This is a genomic window from Chloroflexota bacterium, assembly GCA_016875875.1.
In the GTDB taxonomy this organism is placed as follows: Bacteria; Chloroflexota; Dehalococcoidia; order GIF9; family UBA5629; genus 9FT-COMBO-48-23.
The window spans coordinates 1-20605 of sequence record VGOP01000017.1 but is presented as its reverse complement, the minus strand read 5'-3'; the positions used below and the strand labels follow the sequence as shown (position 1 = coordinate 20605).

At 49.5% G+C, this 20605-nt stretch carries 14 protein-coding genes and 1 tRNA gene; 12 read left to right on the top strand and 3 right to left on the bottom strand.

Translation table 11 applies throughout. The features are described from left to right. The first annotated feature begins 803 nt into the window (after positions 1–803). The 3 genes from FJ023_09570 to FJ023_09560 are packed head-to-tail and all read left to right on the top strand — an operon-like array spanning position 804 to position 3396. Positions 804–1004, top strand: a complete 201-nt coding sequence (locus FJ023_09570) for a hypothetical protein (GenBank protein MBM4447569.1) — start codon at positions 804–806, stop codon at positions 1002–1004. Continuing rightward, on the top strand, positions 1001–1885 hold the full coding sequence (locus tag FJ023_09565; protein MBM4447568.1) for an IS1595 family transposase: 885 nt from the start codon (positions 1001–1003) through the stop codon (positions 1883–1885). The genes FJ023_09570 and FJ023_09565 overlap by 4 nt, the downstream gene beginning before the upstream one ends. Further along, positions 1882–3396 carry a hypothetical protein gene (locus FJ023_09560; GenBank protein ID MBM4447567.1) on the top strand — a complete coding sequence of 505 codons (1515 nt, stop codon included), beginning with the start codon at positions 1882–1884 and terminating at the stop codon, positions 3394–3396. Before FJ023_09565 ends, FJ023_09560 begins: the two co-directional genes overlap by 4 nt. 128 nt (positions 3397–3524) lie before the next feature. Here the strand turns inward: FJ023_09560 and FJ023_09555 are convergent. Next, positions 3525–3599, bottom strand: a tRNA-Asp gene (locus FJ023_09555). A gap of 55 nt (positions 3600–3654) precedes the next feature. On the opposite strand from FJ023_09555, the gene FJ023_09550 reads away from it, so the two are divergent. The 8 genes from FJ023_09550 (at position 3655) to FJ023_09515 (ending at position 17650) form a co-directional block, all read left to right on the top strand. Then, positions 3655–4749: a hypothetical protein gene (locus FJ023_09550; GenBank protein ID MBM4447566.1), complete on the top strand. Its 1095-nt coding sequence runs from the start codon at positions 3655–3657 to the stop codon at positions 4747–4749. A gap of 365 nt (positions 4750–5114) precedes the next feature. Continuing rightward, the gene (locus tag FJ023_09545; GenBank protein ID MBM4447565.1) at positions 5115–8291 is read left to right on the top strand and encodes a hypothetical protein; all 3177 of its coding nucleotides are present in this window, start codon (positions 5115–5117) and stop codon (positions 8289–8291) included. Positions 8292–8995: 704 nt separating this feature from the next. Then, positions 8996–10201, top strand: a complete 1206-nt coding sequence (locus tag FJ023_09540) for a hypothetical protein (protein ID MBM4447564.1) — start codon at positions 8996–8998, stop codon at positions 10199–10201. Positions 10202–10751: 550 nt separating this feature from the next. Continuing rightward, complete coding sequence (locus FJ023_09535) at positions 10752–12383, top strand: CTP synthase (GenBank protein MBM4447563.1); 1632 nt, start codon at positions 10752–10754, stop codon at positions 12381–12383. Between the two features lie 36 nt (positions 12384–12419). After that, entirely contained in the window at positions 12420–13094 is a 675-nt protein-coding gene (fsa, locus tag FJ023_09530) for a fructose-6-phosphate aldolase (GenBank protein MBM4447562.1), read from the top strand. A gap of 37 nt (positions 13095–13131) precedes the next feature. Further along, positions 13132–14394 (top strand): transcription termination factor Rho, encoded by a 1263-nt coding sequence (locus FJ023_09525; GenBank protein MBM4447561.1) that lies wholly within the window; start codon positions 13132–13134, stop codon positions 14392–14394. Positions 14395–14457: 63 nt separating this feature from the next. Next, on the top strand, positions 14458–16245 hold the full coding sequence (locus FJ023_09520; protein ID MBM4447560.1) for a hypothetical protein: 1788 nt from the start codon (positions 14458–14460) through the stop codon (positions 16243–16245). A 223-nt stretch (positions 16246–16468) separates the two neighbouring features. Continuing rightward, a complete protein-coding gene (locus FJ023_09515; GenBank protein ID MBM4447559.1) occupies positions 16469–17650 on the top strand; it encodes a cell division protein FtsZ in 1182 nt (393 codons plus the stop codon). 83 nt (positions 17651–17733) lie between these two features. Here the strand turns inward: FJ023_09515 and FJ023_09510 are convergent, their stop codons facing one another. After that, positions 17734–19101, bottom strand: coding sequence for a hypothetical protein (locus FJ023_09510; GenBank protein ID MBM4447558.1), 1368 nt, complete (start codon positions 19099–19101; stop codon positions 17734–17736). Between the two features lie 292 nt (positions 19102–19393). Between FJ023_09510 and FJ023_09505 the strand changes: the two genes are divergently transcribed. After that, positions 19394–20143, top strand: a complete 750-nt coding sequence (locus FJ023_09505; protein ID MBM4447557.1) for a hypothetical protein — start codon at positions 19394–19396, stop codon at positions 20141–20143. Between the two features lie 7 nt (positions 20144–20150). On the opposite strand, the gene FJ023_09500 is transcribed toward FJ023_09505, so the two are convergent. Then, positions 20151–20477: a hypothetical protein gene (locus FJ023_09500; protein MBM4447556.1), complete on the bottom strand. Its 327-nt coding sequence runs from the start codon at positions 20475–20477 to the stop codon at positions 20151–20153. Positions 20478–20605 lie beyond the last annotated feature (128 nt).

The window sequence follows — 20605 nt, the reverse complement described above, 5'->3', positions numbered from 1 at the left end:
CAAATCAAAGGTCAAAAAATAATCCGAATGGCTAGTTTGTCAAGTTTGCACTGGGTGTCCGCCTCTGAAGAGGAAACAATTTTTGCATTTTCATCTGTCATTTTGATTTTTGACTTTTAATCTTTGATTTCGTTGTGGCTACAGCTTTGTAAATCATAAATCCCAAGCACCAAATACCAAACAAAGCCAAACTTGTAGGGACAGACCTTCAGGTCTGTCCGCCCGTCCGCCTGGGACAGGGCTAAAGCCCTGTCCCTACATTTTTGAGAAATACTAAATCCTAAACTCCAAATTCTAAACAAACCCAAACTTGTAGGGACAGACCTTCAGGTCTGTCCGCCCGTCCACCTCGGACAGGGCTAAAGCCCTGTCCCTACATTTTTGAGAAATACTAAATCCTAAGCTCCAAATTCTAAACAAATCCAAAGGCCAAAATCCAAAATCCCAAACTTCCCACTCCCTATAGCTACATGTTGCCCTTCTACCGAGATTGCCACCCCCTCGCTGCGCTCGGGGTCGCAATGACAGGTGGATAGATTGACATCGATTGACAGCAGGTGTATCATTTTTCTATGGTCGATTTGTCCCAAAACGACCGAGAGACTACAAAATCTGGCTTAAAGTACCTCGAAGGTTAAACAAACCAGCGCATTTTTCGTTATTCTATTAATGATTCCGCAATGCCTACCACAAATAAGAAGGAGGTGATATTTTTGAGGTAAGAAGTCACGCAAGGCACGCAGACCCCATGTTCCAGCATCAGGGGGAAACGGAAACAAATGTGACAAAAATGGAGGTAATGAATGAGCAAACAAAAATGGTTTCTTGTCTTAATTGTCATGTCATTGATGGCACTAATCGGTTCAGCTGCTGGCTGCGCTGCAGCACCCACTGGACCAGCAGTTAAGCCAAACATCAATTCTTTTACGGGATTATCACCTTTAGGACTTGACAAAGTGCCTCTTTTATGCTATGATTGTAGCATAAGAGAGGTGGAGAAATGAATATCGTGGAAATCATGAATCGGTGGCCTAATCAGGAAGCAGCAATCAGTCACTTAGAGCGAATCAGGTGGGGTGGAGACCCTGTATGTCCCTATTGTAAGAGTGACAAAGTTTGTGTTCATGCCAGCAAAGACAAGGCATTACCTCGCTGGCAATGTGAAAGCTGCCATAGGGCTTTCAGTGCTACAGTAGGTACTATCTTTCATCATACACACTTGCCGTTACAGACCTGGTTTCTAGCTATAGCCATTATGCTTAATGCCAAAAAGAACGTGTCAAATCTACAGCTTGCGCGAGACTTGAATCTTCCCTATAAAACGGCCTGGAGTTTAGTGCTCCGCATCAGGACAGCGATGTTAACCGACCCTAAGCAAAAGCGGTTGTTTCACGGCATAGTCGAGATGGACGAAACCTACATAGGTGGTAAGCCTCGAAAAGGCAATGGCAAACATAAGCGGGGTCGTGGTACTGACAAAATGGCGGTAGTTGGGATTGTCGAAAGGAATGGTCGAGCTAGGGCAGAGGTGTTTAACAAAGTAGCACTTAGCCTAAAGGGATTAAGCACATATTATAAAACTCATGTCGATTCTAATAGTTCAATCGCTATGACCGATGAATACACTGGATATGACGGTTTCAAGAAGTTTACACAACATGCTGCCGTCAATCATCAAACTGCCTACGCAGTTGGGGACGTTCATACAAACACAATTGAGGGACTTTGGGCATTGCTAAAGCGGGCTTGGTACGGCCAGCATCATCATTACTCCGAGAAGTGGGCAAATCATTATATCTCCGAGACGGCCTATAAATATAACAACCGTGACAATAAAAATGCCTTCGGTGAATTAGTCCTTCACATGGTGGGGGTGACAGCATGAAACAGCTAACACATCACCTGCCCGGCATTTTTGACGTATCGCCTACAATCACCAAAAATCGGCTCATTTATGGTGACAATCTAACAATCATGCGCACAATGCCCAATGCTTGTGTTGACCTTATTTACCTTGACCCGCCATGGAACAGCAAGAAAAACTACAACCTCATTTACAAAAGGTTGACAGGACAGCCAGTACCAGAACAAGAAGAGGCATTTTGCGACACCTGGGAAATGGATGCGGAAAAAGAAGAGATGGCTCGTAAAATGCCCATAGTTCTAAGGGATTATGGCGTTGATGAAGATATTGTTCTGTTTTGGAAAGCATGGATTGATGCCCTACGACATACAGAGCCCAAACTTCTAGCATATCTAATTTATATGACTTATCGCCTATTTGAAATGAGACGGATTCTGAAACCTACTGGTTCATTATATTTACATTGTGGTTATGAGGTGAGTCATTATATCAAAGTGATTATGGACGGTGTTTTTGGCCAGAAAAATTTTCGCAATGAAATAATTTGGTATAAAAATAGTGGTGGTATTGGTCGAAGCGCATTTAATAAGAGGCACGATACCCTATTGAATTATAGTAAAACTAACCATTATTACTATGATGGTAAAGCAGTTGGAGATTTAAGGGAACAATCAGAGGGTACTTTTGGAGGATACTTTGGTTATGATGAAGATGGGAGAAGATTTAGAGGCGTAAGAAAAGCTGGAAGAGTCTATAAATATTATATGGATGAACCCAAAAATCCTGATGATGTGTGGTTGGTACCCCAGATTCCAGAAAGGGATAAAAAGGAAAGGTTAGGCTATCCAACCCAAAAACCAATAGCACTACTTAATCGAATTGTTAATGCGTCTACACGTCCTGGCGATGTAATTTTTGACCCATTTTGCGGATGCGGAACGGCTGTTTATGCAGCTCATTTACTAGGTCGTAAATGGATAGGTTGTGACATTGCCATTCTATCGGTTCGACTTATTCGTGATGTTTTGTTTAAGCGATATGGATTAAAAGAAGGCGCGCACTATGAGGTTAGCGGTGTACCTTTGAGCGTCGAAGGTGCAGAGGACTTGTTTGACCGTGATGCACGTCAATTTCAGCATTGGGCTGTAGAATTAGCTGGTGGTTTTTCCAGTTCTAAATACTCAGGCGATAAGGGCATTGATGGTCGAATTCACTTTGAGATTAAAGATGGTCTAAGAAATATGATACTCTCCGTCAAAGGTGGCAAGTTGAGTCCCGCCTATGTAAGAGAATTGCGTGGCGTACTGGAGCGTGAACCTAACAGCGAAATGGCAGGTTTTATCTGTTTACAACCTCCGACTAAGGGAATGGATGAAGAGGCAGCGAAGGTCGGTATATATATGTTACAAGGTACAAGTTACGATAGGTTGCAAATTAGAACCGTACAGGCTTTGCTTGATGGCAAGGGATTTGATACGCCATCGAAAGTTAAAATACTTGGATGGCAGAATCAGGGCGTTTTGCCTATTTAAATGTATTGAAAAGCAAACAGGCCAGAGTTTGCCCTTTTCCTCTAGCCTGTTTACTCTTTGGGTTCTTTAACCCGATTGGCTGTCAATTACAATGGTAGAACATTTTACAATAAATGTCAATAGTCAGTTGGTGGAGCGGAAGGGAATCGAACCCTCAGTCTATTGGGTGACAGCCAATCGTTTTCCCTTTAAACTACCGCCCCACCACTGCCTATTATATCACGATTAGTCGGCTATGTATAGTCCTAAAGGTGATAATTGCCTTCTTTTACTGCCAGCCCGGTTAGCATAAGCGCTGGGCAGAAGACGACCCTTAGCTGGGATGTCTCTGGCGCTACCGAAGTGACCATAGAGCCCGGGATTGGCAGCTCAGGCTCAAGCGGCTCGCTACAGCTATCGCCAGCCGCCAACACCACTTACACGCTGACGGCTACCAATGAAATCGGCAGCTCCACCGGCACCGTTAACGTTACGGTGAAGCCGGTGGTAACCGGCAAGGCTGATTTGGTAATTACGGACGTCTGGTATGACGGGATGTTACGCTACCAGATAAAGAACCAGGGTGATGCCGCTTCCGCAGGTAGCCGGTCGTACCTGTATGTCAATGATCTTTTTGGGTCTGATAGCTATGTGCCGCCTCTGGCACCGGGTGAGGAAATGATAGACAAATTCTCCAACTATACATGGAGACGTGACCCTTCAACGCTGGAGTTCACCACGGAGGGTAAAGTGGAACAGAAAGCGCCAACGACCTATGCTAAGGTCTGCGCCGACGGCGGAAATGCCGTCAACGAAAGCAACAAGGGCAACAATTGTGCCACACTTATCCTAGGGTCAACGTTTACCTACGACTTCCTGGTCGAGGCGCCTCTGGCTAAGTGGAAGAGCAGTGGCGGTGACCTGACCTGGCCGATGACTGCCCACGAGACAAAGGGCGCAGCCTACAGAATCCCGTTAGCCAGGACACTGGTGATGTGTCCCCAACAGGTTAGCAATGGCTGGATTTTGGGCAGGTTCGCCGAGACCTATTTCCCGTTGGAAAGCCGCACCCCAACAACCCGCCCGTTCGAAGTACCTGGGAACGCGAAGTTCAGTGCTCAGGTTGGCTTCGGGCTAGACTTTAAGAGCACCGATGGGGTTCGGGTTGCCTTGGGCTATACGGATGATATAGGCAGCGTCGTTTTCTTCCCCAAGATGGACGTGTACAGCGACGGTAAGATGCAGACCTATGAGGCTGACTTAAGCGCACTGGCAGGCAAAAAGACAGAGTTCATACTCTGGGTTGAGGCTAAGGATTCCCCGGAGGGTGACTGCGTAAGGTGGGTGGAGCCGAGGATAATCCAGGCACCTTAGCTGTCCAAAGCTGTGTAAAAATACGAAATCCCCAAGGGTCAAGGCGACATGTTAACTGTCGTTGCCAGGGGCGTCAACCCGGTGGCGATCTCAGCACGAGGCCAACGTTGGTGCCAGGCAGAGATTGCCACGTCGCTATCGCTCCTCGCAATGACAGGTGAGTAGCTACATGTTGACTGTCATGGCGAGGGGCGTCAGAAATGTAGGGACAGACTTTCAGGTCTGTCCGCCCCTCCGCCTTGGACGGGGCTAAAGCCCCGTCCCTACATGTTCTTTTAAGGTCGAGGGCACGAGGTTAAAACCTCGTGGCTATATGTCTAAATCACACTGCGGGGCTATAAAGCCCCGCAGTTGCATGTTTCTACATGTTTTATGCAGTTGCCGCGGTGGTCTGGGTGATAGCCAGTGTGGTGCTATTGCCAGCGATGGCTTTAGCCGGTGCTCCAGATACAGCAGTGCTGCGCTGGACAGTAATTGACACGCCGGGCAGCATAGCCGACAGGAACGACATCCATCCCTCCTGTGAACTCAATGCCCTGGCATTGGCTTCAGATGGCAAGACTATATATGCCATCGACATTCCCAACGTTGCGCCGCCGCCGGTGGCAAACCCGGGAATATGGAGGAGCAGCGATGGTGGCATTTCCTGGAGCCCAAAGCCTATGCAGCATCTTGCCCAAGCCACACCGACACCAACTCTGCCGATAATGGATATCGCCCTGGCTCCAGATAACCCTGACCTAGTAGCCGTCGTCTGTCTTAACAATGCGGCTACACTCCGCCACGAAGTCTATCTTTCCGACGACGGCGGCAGCAACTGGGTTTACAGCGGTGCCATCCCCTGGGTCTATGGCGGTGGCGAGCAAATCGGCGACATCGCCATCTCGCCGGGCTATGACTTGAACGGGGCGTTAAGGCATGACATTATCGTTGGCAGTCGCCATCCCAATGACGGCAATGGTGAAGGAGAAATCTACATCCTGGGCTATCCTGGCTTAAGTAGCTGGAAGGCTCAAGGCTTTACCTCAGGCGATGTCATTGCCATTCAGCCATCGCCGAACTACACTGCAGATTTCAGCCTGGTGGTCATGGCCGCCACCACGCAGCGGACTTACCTCTGCCTCGGCCGTCGCGATGTAGCTGCCAATGCCTACACCTGGAACGGAGATACTGGTTGGCCGGTGGAGATGTGCGAGCCGAGCCAGAGTGGCGGCAATGCCAGCGGCGAGGACAAAATCATCACCGGAGATATAGCTTTGCCCGGCAACTTCTTTGGCAGCGTAGAGAACCAGCGCATAATCTTCGCCACCTATGACTCCAATGGAACCGCACTGGGGCCGAGCCAGGTGCTAGATGATGCCTACCGCCTTAACAACGCCACAGTCACCAGACTAAGACTGCCCGGAGCTGGAAACAGAGCCAGAATAAGCACCATTGCCTACGCCGGAGATAACAAAACTGGCAAGCTGCTGGCAGGCGAAGTGGCTGCTGACCTAGCCCAGGCTTCAGCTAAGGTGTGGATATGCCATGACCCGCTGAGCTCCTGCCCCATCTGGAAGCTACCGCTCAAACCACCAACCGGCGGTGGCAAGGATGGCTATGCCAACGCCCAGCTTGCCTGGTTAGCTGACGGCTCAACCGCCTTCTGTGCCACCGGCTCGGGAAATCGAGACACGCCAGGAAAATGGGCAAACCCGACCAACCCCGCCTGGAACAGCCAAAGCCTCGACGAATCAGCAGTCTCCATAACTATAGATAACGGCAACTCATGGAACCAAATTGGGCTCATCGACACCAGAATCGACCGACTGAAAAGCGTGGTTGTGGCGGAGGATGAATCAACCATTTATCTGGCATCAGTAAACGATGCCGGCTTTGATAGCCTGTGGCGTAGCCAGAGCCCGATTCTAGGAGATATCTGGCAGCGGGTAATGTGCACCAGTGGAGAGTCGCCCATATTGAGGTTAACTCCAGATGCTAAGGACGGAGCGAATGTATTCTGGGGGAACCAGGGAACTGACCAAGCCCGCGGTTCCATAGACCATGGCCAAACCTGGCACGATTGCCTGCCCAACGTTATGATACAGGACATGGCAACGCCAGATAACCAGACGCTATACATCCTTCAGGGTAACGGGGAGGTGCGCCGCGGTTACCATGCTAACAGCTGGAGATGGGCAAAGAGCATTGATACAGGACTAGCCACAGGCCATACTATTGCCGTTTACGGCGATAGCGTTGTAATTGGCGCTGCCACAAACGAGCCGTCACCGGTAGCCTACTCGGCTGACAAAGGTCAGACTTGGATTAAGGCCACTAGAGAGACACCAAGCGCCGGCAATCGGCATATAGCCTTTGACACTTATTTCGACACCAACCAGATTATCTATGTAGCTGATGACGCCGGAGGGATATACCGATGGAGTCTGGACAGAAGCTATAGCTGGGACGACCTGGCGCCACCAAATCACAGCTTCTACGGCCTGGTCATGAATAGCCGAGGTGCCATGTACGGAGCTTACAGCTCAACTGAAAGCGGCGTTGACCGATCTCTCTATTCCAGGAGTGGCATACCCAAGCCAGGCGTGTATTGGGACTCAATAACGGCCGGTTTGGCTGCCGGTGTTCGGTTCAGCACTGAGCCGGGCTGCCTCAGCATTTCCGAGAACACCCTGTGGGCGATTGACGCTCACAATTACAACTCGGCGAGCGATGTAGGCTGCCTCTGGGCGTTTACCGATACTCTAACCAAAGCAGGGCCAAGGCTGATTGAACCTGAGAACAGGGCAGTGCTCGGCTGCGACCCGGTGAGCGGCAGGAATGAGGAGGTTGACCTCAGGTGGGAGCAACTTTCCTTGGCTGACGCTTATGAGATTGAGATAGCCAGAGACGAAGCTTTCAGCCTGCGAATCACGGAGGCTGAACCTCAAGCCAACCCCTACTACGAGCCAGCTATGGTAAGCAGCCCAGCCTACAGGGTCCTGCCCGGGATATTACCGGAGGCCAATTCCACGTATTATTGGCGGGTTAGAGTCAGGCAGGCAGCTACAGGACAGGTAATCCGCAGCCACTGGTCAGACGAGGGCAGTTTCAGCATCAAAGCTGGTTTACCAGTGGTCAGCCCGCACCTTGGAGCACAAGCCCTAAAACCAGCCCATGGTGCCAGCAACATACCTGTATCATCAATAGCCTTCTCCTGGACACCTTCCAAAAGCGCTACTGAATACAAGTTCGTACTGGCCAAAAACTCAACTTTGACGGACATCGTTGTGCAAGAGGACCTGCCCACCACAGCTTATAAATACGGTGGCAGATTAGATTACGACGCCTGTTACTTCTGGCAGGTTACCGCCACAAGGCCAGTGCCCAGTGAGCCAAGCCCAGTATTCAGTTTCACCACCATAAGCAGCCCGACTCCACCTACGGCACCACCGCCTTACTACGAACTCCTACGATGGCTACAGGCCAGCGTCCTGATAAACATGGTGGGATTCGCCATAATTATAGCCATGATAGCACTCTTAAGGAGCCGCCGGATATAGGCACTCCGGATGAGGTTAAAACCTCGCCGCTACATGTCTAAATATCAAATCCCAAGCACCAAATCCTAAACACGCCTTGTAGGGACAGACCTTCAGGTCTGTCCGCCCATCCGCCTCGGACAGGGCTAAAGCCCTGTCCCTACATGGTTAAATACTAAATCCTAAGCTCCAAATCCCAAATAAATTCAAAAATCAAAAGGCAAAGCCTTGTAGGGACAGACCTTCAGGTCTGTCCGCCCATCCGCCTCGGACAGGGCTAAAGCCCTGTCCCTACGTGGTTAAATACTAAATCCTAAGCTCCAAATCCTAAATAAATTCAAAAATCAAAAGGCAAAGCCTTGTAGGGACAGACCTTCAGGTCTGTCCGCCCATCCGCCTCGGACTACATGGTTAAATACTAAATCCTAAGCACCAAATCCCAAATAAATTCAAAAATCAAAAGGCAAAAGGCAAAATGACAAATCAAAGGTCAAAAATGAACCCACGGAGCGAACCTGCCAGGTCTGACTGGATGTCCGCCTACGAAGAAGAAACAATTTTTGCCTTTTTATCTGTCACTTTGATTTTTAACCTTTAATCTTTGATTTTGTTTTAGCTACATGTTGGATTTGGTAAGCGGGGTTAAAACCTAATTCCGACAAGTGTGAACCGAGCTTGACAGAGCTTAGTTGCCAATTTATACTTTCATCAGACAGGATGATAATATGAGCAAGTGCAAGTGGTATGTGATTTTGCTTGTAGTGTCGCTTCTGGTATTAACTGGCTCAGCCAGCGGCTGTGCGACTGCCGCTTCGCCTAAAGAATCACCTCTTCCATCCACCTCCACTGCTCCAGTAGTTAATTACTTCACCGCCAGCCCGGCGATAATCAACGCTGGTGAGCAGGCAACGTTAAACTGGGATGTCTCCGGTGCTGCAGCAGTGAACATACAGCCGGCGGCAAGCAGTGATAGTTTAAGCAGCGCTAAACACGGGGTGGAACAGATTTCGCCAACTTCCACCACCACTTACACTCTGACAGCCACCAACGAGGCCGGCACCACTACCAGAACAGCCACAGTTGCAGTTAAGTCTGCTGATGAGACACTAATCGGCTGTGACCCAGTGTCGGGGGGGAACCAGGAGATCGACCTCAGCTGGGAGGAGCTCTGCCTTTCAACCCAGTTTCAGGTGCAGATAGCCAAAGATCCGGATTTCACCATCATAGTTCTTGACACCGGCGTCTTCACACCCGCCTCAACCACATCAGTCGGAGCATATTATCCTGCTGGTGGGCAGACGTCACCAGAAGCCGCAACGTCGGCAGCCGGAGCATATTATCCTGCTCCACCAGAAGCTGCAACGTCGGCACTCGCAGCACCGGCTAGGCTCGAGGCAGGCCACACTTATTACTGGAGAGCTAGAGTGCGTGGGAATGCTTGGGGTGGTTCTGTTAGCAGCCCGTGGTCGGAAGTGAAAAGTCTCATCATTAGATCCGGGCTGCCGGCAAGCAGTCCATCATACGGGCCACAGCTAATATATCCAAACAACGCCTGCACAGGCCATACGGTGAAACCGGCATACTTCGCCTGGTCACCATTCAAAGATATCACCAAGTACAAGTTCGTTCTGGCCAAAGATGCAGCCATGACACAATTGGTCAAGGAGACAGACGTGACCACGACCGCCTACGAGTACGTTGGGCAGCTAGAATATGGCCAAAGCTACTTCTGGCGGGTGAAGGCTCTCGAGCCAGCGATGAGCGACTGGTCAGCTACCTTCAGCTTCCAAACTGAAGCGGCACCTCCACCTCCACCAGCGCCATCTGCACTACAACCAGAGACTCCGCTTTGGGCCTGGGTATTCATTGCCACCGGCCTAGCTCTGCTAATTGTCATAATAGTTCTCGCCTTCAGGCCGCGCCGGAGATAAGCTCCGGTAAAGCATCGGGGACTACATGCTTTGTAAATACTAAATCCCAAGCACCAAATCCCAAACAAATTCAAGACCTAAAATCTCGATGACCAAAACACCGTTTTACTGTCATCGCGAGGGGCGTCAGCCCCGTGGCGATCTCAGCATAAGGCCAACGTAGGTGCCAGGCAGAGATTGCCACGTCGCCCTTCTGCAGAAGGGCTCCTCGCAATGACAGAAAGAGAAAGTGCTGGCAACGACAGGTGGGGAGGTTACATGCATTTAGGGCAGCTCTCTTCTCCAAAGAAAAGCCTGAATAGGTACACTGCCCTACCTGCTAAAAACTTGACAACCCGAAAGCAAGTCCCTATAATAATAAGAAACCACTTACCTCTACATTCAGACTTGTTATCCATTTAGATTTCTCCCGCGATGAGCTATATGAAATATGTTCGCATAGTTATAACTAGAACTAGATTATGGTGACACGTGTATTTACTTCCCCGGAAAAACCTCACCTCTTAGAGGAATTCGCTTCCCGGAATCAGAATAAGCATCGATTACGCTAATGAGCAAGTATATCTTCGTCACCGGCGGCGTAGTCAGCTCAGTAGGCAAAGGAATCACTGTCGCCTCCATCGGTAGAATCTTGAAAAGTCGCGCTATCTCAGTCTCGGTACAAAAGCTAGACCCGTATCTTAATGTTGATCCGGGAACTATGTCCCCATATCAGCACGGTGAGGTTTTCGTTACCCAGGATGGTGCCGAGACAGACCTTGACTTGGGGCACTACGAGAGATTTATCGACGTCGATTTGACTTCCGCTTCCAATGTTACCTCAGGTCAGATTTACTCGGCGGTTATCGCTGGGGAAAGACGAGGTGATTATCTTGGTGGCACTATCCAAGTGATACCACATGTCACCAACGAGATAAAGCGGAGAATAAGGGAAGTAGCCCAGCTCTCAGACGCTGAGGTGGTTACCGTTGAGGTTGGTGGTACTGTAGGCGACATCGAAGGCCTGCCATTTCTGGAAGCCATCCGCCAGATGCGAAATGAAGAAGGCAGGGACAATGTCCTCTACGTTCATGTTACTTTCCTGCCACACATCGCCACCACCAACGAACTTAAGACCAAACCTACTCAACACAGTGTCAACGAGTTAAGACGAATCGGCATCCAGCCAGACATCATTCTGTGCCGGTCAGATTATGAGATTCCTCAAAATTTGAAAGACAAGATATCGCTGTTCTGTGATGTGGACAAAGAAGCGGTCATACCCCTGGTTACCGCCGAAACCATCTACGAGGTGCCACTGATACTAGAGGAGGCTGGTCTGAGTGATTTAATTATTAACCGCCTGGGACTTGAAGCTAAAGATATTGATCTTACGGAATGGCGAGAGATGGTGGCCAAGCTAAAAGTTCCTAAAGAGCCAATAACCATAGCCCTTGTGGGCAAGTATGTAGAGCTTCAGGACGCTTACTATTCTGTGCGAGAAGCCCTGTGTCATGCTGGACTGCACCACAACCGGCAGATAAGCATCTTGTGGGTTCAATCCGAAGACTTGCAGTCCAACGGCAATATAAACCTACTGAAGTCAGCCCAGGGCATTATCATCCCGGGCGGCTTCGGTTACCGCGGCATAGAAGGCATGGTAACTGCGGCTAATTATGCCCGCCAGAGCAATATCCCCTATCTAGGCTTATGTTTGGGCATGCAGGTCATGGTTATTGAATTCGGGCGCTATGCTTTAAGCAGCAAACAGGTCAACTCTACTGAATTTGACTCCGATACCCCATATCCGGTAATAGACCTGCTGCCAGAACAACATAAAATCACCGACATGGGCGGCACTATGAGGCTAGGTACCTATCCATGCCACTTAGTTCCCATGACACAAGCAGCCAGAGCTTACGGAGAAACCGTAGTCTACGAGCGCCACCGTCACCGATTTGAGTTCAACAACCGCTTCCGCGAGCCTCTGGAGCAGAAAGGGCTTATCCCCAGCGGGCTATCCCCAGATAATCAACTGGTTGAGATAGTTGAAGTCAAAGACCACCCCTGGATGGTGGCTTGCCAGTTTCACCCTGAATTCAAGTCACGCCCCAATCGTCCACACCCGCTGTTTGACAGCTTCGTAGGGGCCGCCAAGGAGACTTTGGTTGAAGGCGCTCAAGTGACACTACCGCTAGCATGAAACTATCATGTACCTAATCACCTTTGGGAGGAACACATGCAACTTTTTCTAGATACAGCCAACATTGAACACATCCGCCACGGGGTCAGGATGGGGGTAATTACCGGCGTGACCACCAACCCCAGCCTGATATCCAAAGAGGGCAAGATAGATTATAAATGCCATGTCCAGGAAATCTGTTCTATCGTCCCTGGCCCAGTATCAACCGAGGTGATAAACCAGAACGCCGCAGGAATGGTCACCGAAGCCAGGCAAATCGCCTCCTGGGCAAAAAATGTGGTGGTGAAAATACCAGCCAGCTTAGAAGGTGTTGAAGCTACCTATCAACTAACCAAGGAGGGAGTGAAGGTGAACTTCACCCTTTGTTTTTCTGTGAATCAAGCGCTTCTGGCTGCTGCAGCCGGCGCCACCTTTGTCAGTCCTTTCGTCGGCAGGCTTGATGACATCGGCGAAAATGGCATGAGGCTGGTAAAGGAGATTGTCGCAGTGTACAAGAATTATGCTGATTCTGTTAAGACACAGGTAATCGCCGCCAGTATCAGGCATCCGCAGCATTGCATCGAGGCAGCTCAAGCTGGCGCCCAAATAGCTACCGTTCCGTACCAAGTGCTAATGCAGATGATTCAACACCCACTGACCGATATCGGCATAAGACGATTCCTGGAAGACTGGAACAAAGTAATGGGACCTGCTGCAGCTACTAAGGGCTAGGTAATAAAAATTATACTTTATATGAGAGGTTACTAACATGAACATCGCTGAACTGGAAACTAGAACTCGAGATGAACTGGTCGATATGGCGAAGCAACAGGGAATCGAAGGCTACAGTGGGCTTAAGAAACAAGACCTTATCATGCGGCTTGTCCAGGCACAGGCTGAACAGCAGGGCTACCTGTTCGTCAGCGGTATCCTAGACATTGTGAGTGAGGGCTACGGCTTCCTGCGCCAGGATAGCCTACTCCCCGGACCAAACGACATCTATATCTCCAACTCCCAGATTCGCCGCTTTAGCCTAAGATCTGGTGACACTGTATCCGGGCAGGGCAGGCCCCCTAAAGAGGGGGAGAAATACTGTAGTCTAATACGCGTCGAAGCACTTAATGGGATTGACCCGGAGCAATCTAAGAGCCGACCTCATTTCAACTCTCTGACACCGACTTTCCCCGACAAGATGTTTAACTTAGAGACTGACCCCCGCTACTTATCGACGCGGCTCATCAACTTGATATCTCCCATCGGCAGAGGTCAACGCGGGCTTATTGTATCGCCACCAAAAGCTGGCAAGACTGTGCTTCTTAAGCACATAGCCAATGCCATCACCACCAACTACACCGAACCTCACCTCATGGTCTGCCTCATCGGCGAAAGACCCGAGGAAGTTACTGACATGAAACGCTCGGTGAAAGCCGAAGTTGTTGCCGCTACCTTTGATGAGCTAGCGGAAAACCATACACGGGTAGCCGAATTAGCTCTGGAGCGAGCCAAGAGGCTGGTGGAAATAGGCAAGGATGTAGTAATCCTGCTTGATGGCATTACCCGGCTAACTCGCGCCTATAATCTGGCAATGCCCCCGAGCGGACGCACTCTATCCGGAGGTATTGATTCGGTAGCCCTTTATCCACCAAAGCGCTTCTTTGGTGCAGCCCGTAATACTGAAGAAGGAGGCAGCTTAACCATCATCGCCACTTGCCTCGTCGACACCGGCAGTCGCATGGACGAGCTGATTTACGAGGAATTTAAGGGCACTGGCAATATGGAATTGCATCTCGACCGCCGCTTGGCTGAAAAAAGAGTTTTCCCAGCTATGGATATCCTGCACAGCGGTACCCGCCGTGAGGAGCTGCTGCTTGATGAGACCACGTTGAAACAAGTCTGGTTGCTCCGGCGGATAGTCAATATGTTAGCTGAAGACTCGTCGAACAACACCGAAGCCACCGAAAGGCTTCTCGACCGCCTAGCCAAAACGCAAACCAATGCAGAGTTTCTGGCAACTCTATCTAAAGATATATAAAAACATCTTTCGCCGTCGCCCATTTCGTGTTATGATAACAAGCAAAACTGCTTGGAGGAAACGATGAGAGTAGGAGCTACGGTCACAGCCTTCGCCCTTCTGTCGTTGGCTTTGTGCCTAATACCAGTGCCAGTCCATGCCGGTGTCCTATCATTGGACATAGCAAAAGGAGCCGTTGGCACAAATGTGACAATTTCATCTGTGGCTGGCTACGGTAGCGGCAGTTACCAGCTTTACTGGGGTGAAACTGACCAGCTTATAAGCCAAGGTGAAATCAAGGCAGGCGTCACCTCAATAGCTTTCATCGTTCCAGAAGCTGCCAGAGGCAAGCACCAGGTCACACTAAAAGTAGCCGGTGATTTCTTCACTGCTGAATTTATCGTCATTCCATCTATCAGTCTTAGCGCTAACCAAGGAGCCGTGGGCTCAAACCTGACGATAGCCGGAAGGGGCTTCAATAGCAACGAGTCAGACATCCAGATAGTCTATGACGGCAGCCCAGTGCAGACCGAGATTACAGCCAGCAATAAAGGAAGCTGGCAAAACACCATCAAAGTCCCGGCGAGCAATCGGGGGCAACATATCATCGATGCTAAAGGCACGACACCAGCTTCTGAAGTTGAGGATAAGGTCTTCACAGTAACCCCAAAAATCGACATCAACCCGTCGTCTGGATGGGTAGGTACGGTGGTGGGCATATCTGGCAGCGGTTTTGCCAGCGGGGAAACAAACATCAAGGTAACCTACGATGGCGGAACAATAAAAACCGAGATAGCTGCTGATTCTAAAGGCTCATGGCAATCCAGTTTCTCCGTCCCAGCTTCAGCTAAGGGCGGTCACGAGATAAGAGCTTACGGAGCGGCTACCCCCGAAATTGATGTAATTCCAGCTAGCTTCTCCGTGTCTCCGGGGATAAAACTTGAAGCATTCTCTGGTTACCTCGGTGGCCCTATCAATGTCGGCGATAGTCTCTGGGTCAGCGGCATTGGTTTCGAAGCCAACGAATCCAATATCAGAGTTACTTTTGATGGCTCTTTAGCTGTGAGCAATATCATCGCCGATGCTAAAGGCTCATGGTCAGATAGATTAGATGTGCCCCCGTGTACCAAGGGTGAGCACACCATCGACGCTTCTGGAGAAATAAGTAAAGCCAGCGATATTGTCGACGCTCTCGTAATCATCTCACCGAAAATAGAACTGAACCCGACTTCAGGAGCTATAGGTACTGACATAACCGTTCATGGCACCGGTTTTGCCGCAATTCAGATTATAACTATCAGCTACGATGGAGCTAAGATAGCCACCGGTGCAGCCACCGACACCAAAGGCGACTTCACGACTAGCTTCAAAATTCCAAAAAGCAAAGCTGGCAACCACACTGTAACTATCACTGACGCTACGGCATCTGTGTTCTCCACGAGCCTAAACGTAGAATCAACACCACCACCAACACCTAATCTTGTATCTCCAGAAGCTGGTAGCGAGTTCGGCTTCATTGGCAAAACCACCGTTGCCTTAAATTGGTCAGATGTCGAAGACCCGAGTGGCATCTACTACGTACTGGAAATAAGCCCTAGCGCTGATTTCGCCGGTGCCGTAATCCGAAAAGAAGGTTTAACCGTATCCGAGTATACACTGACCGAAGACGAGGCTCTGGCAAAAGGGAACTACTATTGGAGAGTTAGAGCTGTAGATGGCGCTGAAAATCAGAGTGACTGGACAAATGGGCAACTCTTCAAGGTTAGTGGTATGGACTGGTGGCTGCTGCTATCCATTATCTTAGGCGCCATAATTGTAATCATCGTTATCTGGCGTTTCGTATCTGCCAGCCGTCAGAGCGAATGGAAATAAAATCCGAAATCCTACCGCCACGGGCGGGGGAGTTAGAAGGAGAGGATTGTCCCAGTTTTCATCCTCACCCTAACCACCTCCCTTCAAAGTTAACATCTAGTTTAGGGGGAATCACTCTATGCTTAAGAATGTCTCTCAGTTTAGCCAAACTTGACAAACAGACGAGCTATAGCTTAATATTGAACAAGTTAACCAATATGTTAACAGAAAGTAAGGAGGTATCATGAGACTACTGGTTATCGGGCTAGGGCAATGTGGGTCCCGAGTCGCCGATCAGTTTGTCCGCTTAAATAAACAGGCACAAGCGCAGTGGGGTATCAATATAGTCACTGGGGCATTCGCCGTTAACACAGACCAGACTGACCTTACTGGCTTAACTCACATTGGCTCCGATTTTATGCACCGCATTCTCATCGGTGGGCGCAAGACCTGGGGACATGGTGTGGGCAAGATAAACGAGATGGGCGCTGAGTTAGCCAGAGAAGACGGTGACAAGGTGGTAGATGCTGTTAGGACTGCACCCAATTTCTACCAGACTCATGCTTTCCTGCTCATCGCCGGGGCAGCCGGTGGCACTGGCTCCGGTGCCATATCTGTAATCTCCCAAATGCTCAAGGAACGCTATGTAGGTAAGGCGGTTTATGGTTTGGTTGTTCTTCCTTTCGAGCACGAAGAGATGGCTGAGCTGCGAAGCGTCTATAATACTGCCACTTGCTTGAAGTCTATACATTCAGTGACGGATGGCGTCTTTCTGGCAGATAATCAACGGTATGTCAGAAAGGACGTCAGTCTGGCAATGAATTTGGAGAGAATAAACTCAAAAATAGTCGAACCTTTCTACGACATGATGTGTGCTGGCGAGATAGTCAAATACAAATACGTCGGCGCTAAAGTGCTAGATGCCGGTGATATTATGCAATCCATAGATGGCTGGACAGCCATCGGCGTCGGTAGTGCGAGCATACCACGCGCCTTCCGCTTCCCTTGGGAACTAGCCAAGGTCAGCTTTAAAGAGAAGAGCGATGAGACTTTGAGGGCTATGCAGGCAATGGATGCCGCCTTTAGCGAACTTTCTATCACCTGCGGTCCTGAGGATGCCGGCAGAGCTTTATATCTTATGGCAGCACCATCCAAAGACATGTCTATGGATATAGCTAAAGGCCTGGGCGACTATCTGAGAGAGCTGGCGGAAAATGCCGTAATCAGAGCTGGCGACTTCCCCAGAGGCGGATCCTCCGTCGATGTCACTGTAATACTGTCGCAGTTGGCCTTTGTCCAAAAGGTAAGGGACTATTACGACAGGGCTACAGCCTTTGCCCAGGCTCAGAAGGAACGAATAAAAGAATCCACAGGCCGACTCCGTGATATGGAGGAAGCGGCTAAGGGATTGCCCAGCTTGATCTAATGGCACTGAACCGATAGCGTTCACAAACAACGGACGAGGCTTAAGCCTCGTCCGTTTCTTTTCTCGTTCTTAACAGTTGATTATCAGCTGGTTAATCGGCCTATAGCCTTTCGTGGCACACACCTATTTGCCGCCTGAACCACCAGAGCTAGACTCATCAGGTAGTCATCATGGCCATCACCGGGATAGACAAAGAAGTTCAAGGTCTGGTTAGGCCTGTAGATGCTCTTGGCTTTCTGCAGCTCAAACATCAGCTCTTGGTAATCCTCAGAGCCATCCTGCCTATAAAGCTTGAGCCTGCCCGAGTTGATGGCAGCCAACAAATCAAAGCCCGCTTCCGACTTCGTCTTCTGGGTGAATTTAAAGGGTATAACTTTGCTACCTAATGACTTACGCAAAAAGCTGGTGATGGGCTCGCCAACACCCGTAGCATCGGTGACAATTCGGCTACAATGCCAGACTTTTTTGAGCACGTCAACCATCTGAGGATAGAGCTCGGAGTGCTTCTTACCCACCCAGCTATAGTGCTCCACCACATGCATTATGAGCTCCTTAACCACCATATCAGTAGCCTCAGATACAACCTCGGCAATGGTTATGACAGTTGCGTCCCTGCCTAAGCGGGTTAGAATCTCGTCTTCAAGCTGCTCAGATTCGCCAGCGAAATCTATGCCAGCTATGTAGGTTCTACATTCCTCGGGCTGGCTAATCCTAGAATGATTGCCTTGGAGCTGGGCGATCTGCTGGCTTGTCAGGAAGCCACCGCCGCCTCGAATTGGCAGCAGAGCGTATTGAGTTCTGAACAAGGGATGGTCTTCGCCAAGGCGTCCCCGCTCAGACTCAACAAAGTCTTTGTAGCTAGGATTGTACTTGGCTATTTCCTGCCAGTCGTACCGAAAATGGCGCTTGATGCCGTCCTTATTCTCCATCTCCAGGTTAGTCTGTTTGACCTCCTCGAGCAAGGTGTTATCATCCCAGGTTGTGCCATAGTGGACGGTGGTAGCATTCGAAGCTGATGCCATTGGCCTAAATTCCTTGGTGTATTTGTCCTTGGCTACATCTTGAGACTCGTCTATCTCTAAAAGTATGTCAGCAGTATGACCAACAACCGAGCTAGACTCATCGGCAGACAGGAATATCTGGCGGGCATTGCCCAGCCTAATCATATAGCCAGCCTCAGTAAACCAGATGCCACCGAAGCCAAAGTCGTCCAGCCTTTCCTTAAGCCGGCTCATGGAGATGATTGTCTGCGGCTTGAACGTGGGGGAGCACTTGATAGCGCTGCCGCCGGCAGCCATGAACATAGTCATCAGCAAAACTTCAAGGTGGGCAGAGAGCTCATTCTTACCACCTTGTCGGGCGATTTCAACTGAGAATGTTAAGCCGAGATTGCTCTGGATACTCTCGATTATAGCTTTAGCTACTTCCGCTTGGTATGGACGTAGTTTCATGTCAAAAATCAAAGAGCAAAAGGCAAAATGACAAATAAAAATTCAAAATTTTTAACCTCTCATTTGAGTTTTAATTTCATTTTGTCAAGATTGAAGCATCGGCTCCAATCTTCCAACATGTAGCCCCGAAATTACCACCTCCTGTAGCCCCGACCTTTTAAGGTCGGGGCCACGAGGCTAAAGCCTCGTGGCTACATCGTTTAGGATAGCCCTCTTCTCTCAAGAAAAACCTGAACAGATGATACAATGTCATAATGTTTGTGCCCTCCTAGGCTTATGATATACTGGTTGTATGCGAAAGTATTGGGAACTCTGGAAAGATGCTCTTGCAGCTTGGGCTGCTATAGCTATCATCTTCTATATCATCGCTTTGGCTCTTGGCATGGAACTCATCCCTGCGCAGCTTTTGTACAAACTTCAACTTTGTTTCCTAATCTCCGTATTTTTCCCTTACCTCGCGGCACTCCCCTTCAAAATTAGGCCCAATTGGTGGACTGAGCACCGTCGGCTTACTTTTGCAATCGTATGCGTTGCGTTAGCACTAATCTTGTTAATTGTCTGTGTAATATACAGACAAACCTTGTCCACATGGCCATACATCGTAATAATAGCACTGGCACTAGGCGCAACTGCTATTGTATATGCGTTCATGCCCGTGCAGAGGCAGCCACGCCAGCCAGAAGAGCCGCCAAGCAAGGCTAAGGAAAGGGAGAAAGCGCCGCGTACTCCAAAACCCGAAAGAGCGAAGATAATAGGCCTTGCTGCTCTGCGTGGCATGATGAGAGCATTAGAGGACTGGATTTTCGAATGGTGGAGGATGTGGAAGAACTTGTTGGCGGGTTTGGCCACTATATCCGCTATAGCATACACCCTTGCTGATCTTGTCTTCCATATTGACACGGCGCGGATCGGGGAACTCATGGCCAAGTATTCTGAACTCGCCCTAATATTGGTTGTTGCTGCATTCGTCATCACTTTGGCCTTCTACGGCATTAGGAGTTTAGTTCGGCGGAATAAATACAGCGGTTGCAAAACCAAATAGTTCGAGCTCATCTTATCAGCGCCTTAACCCCCAGGGGAATAGCTATCTCAGTTAAGACTTTGGTGATAGCTTCCTTAAGCGATTTCTTCTGTTCCCTGGTGATGTTGTAGCGAGTGGTGACAAGCCGGGCGATGGTGGTCGCCATTTTCAGATGAAGGTCGAATCTCTCTGGCTTTGCCACTATAAGCTCCCTGAGTTTAACACGGAGTATAGCAATCTCCTCGTCAATCCCTTCTATACCCCTGGCTTCCTCAAGCTCCAGTTTTTCGGCTTCATCAAGCGCCTTGCCGTAGAATCCCGGTTTTCTGCCCTTTGCGGTGTCTCTTTTTCTCACTTTGCTTTGCCCTAATAAGCCCATAGACGAGAACATAGGCAGCTAAGTCATATCTCTGCCTATCTAACGCAATCTTCAACAACTTCGCCATAATTAACACAATGTTAGCACTAATGTTCTATTAAAAC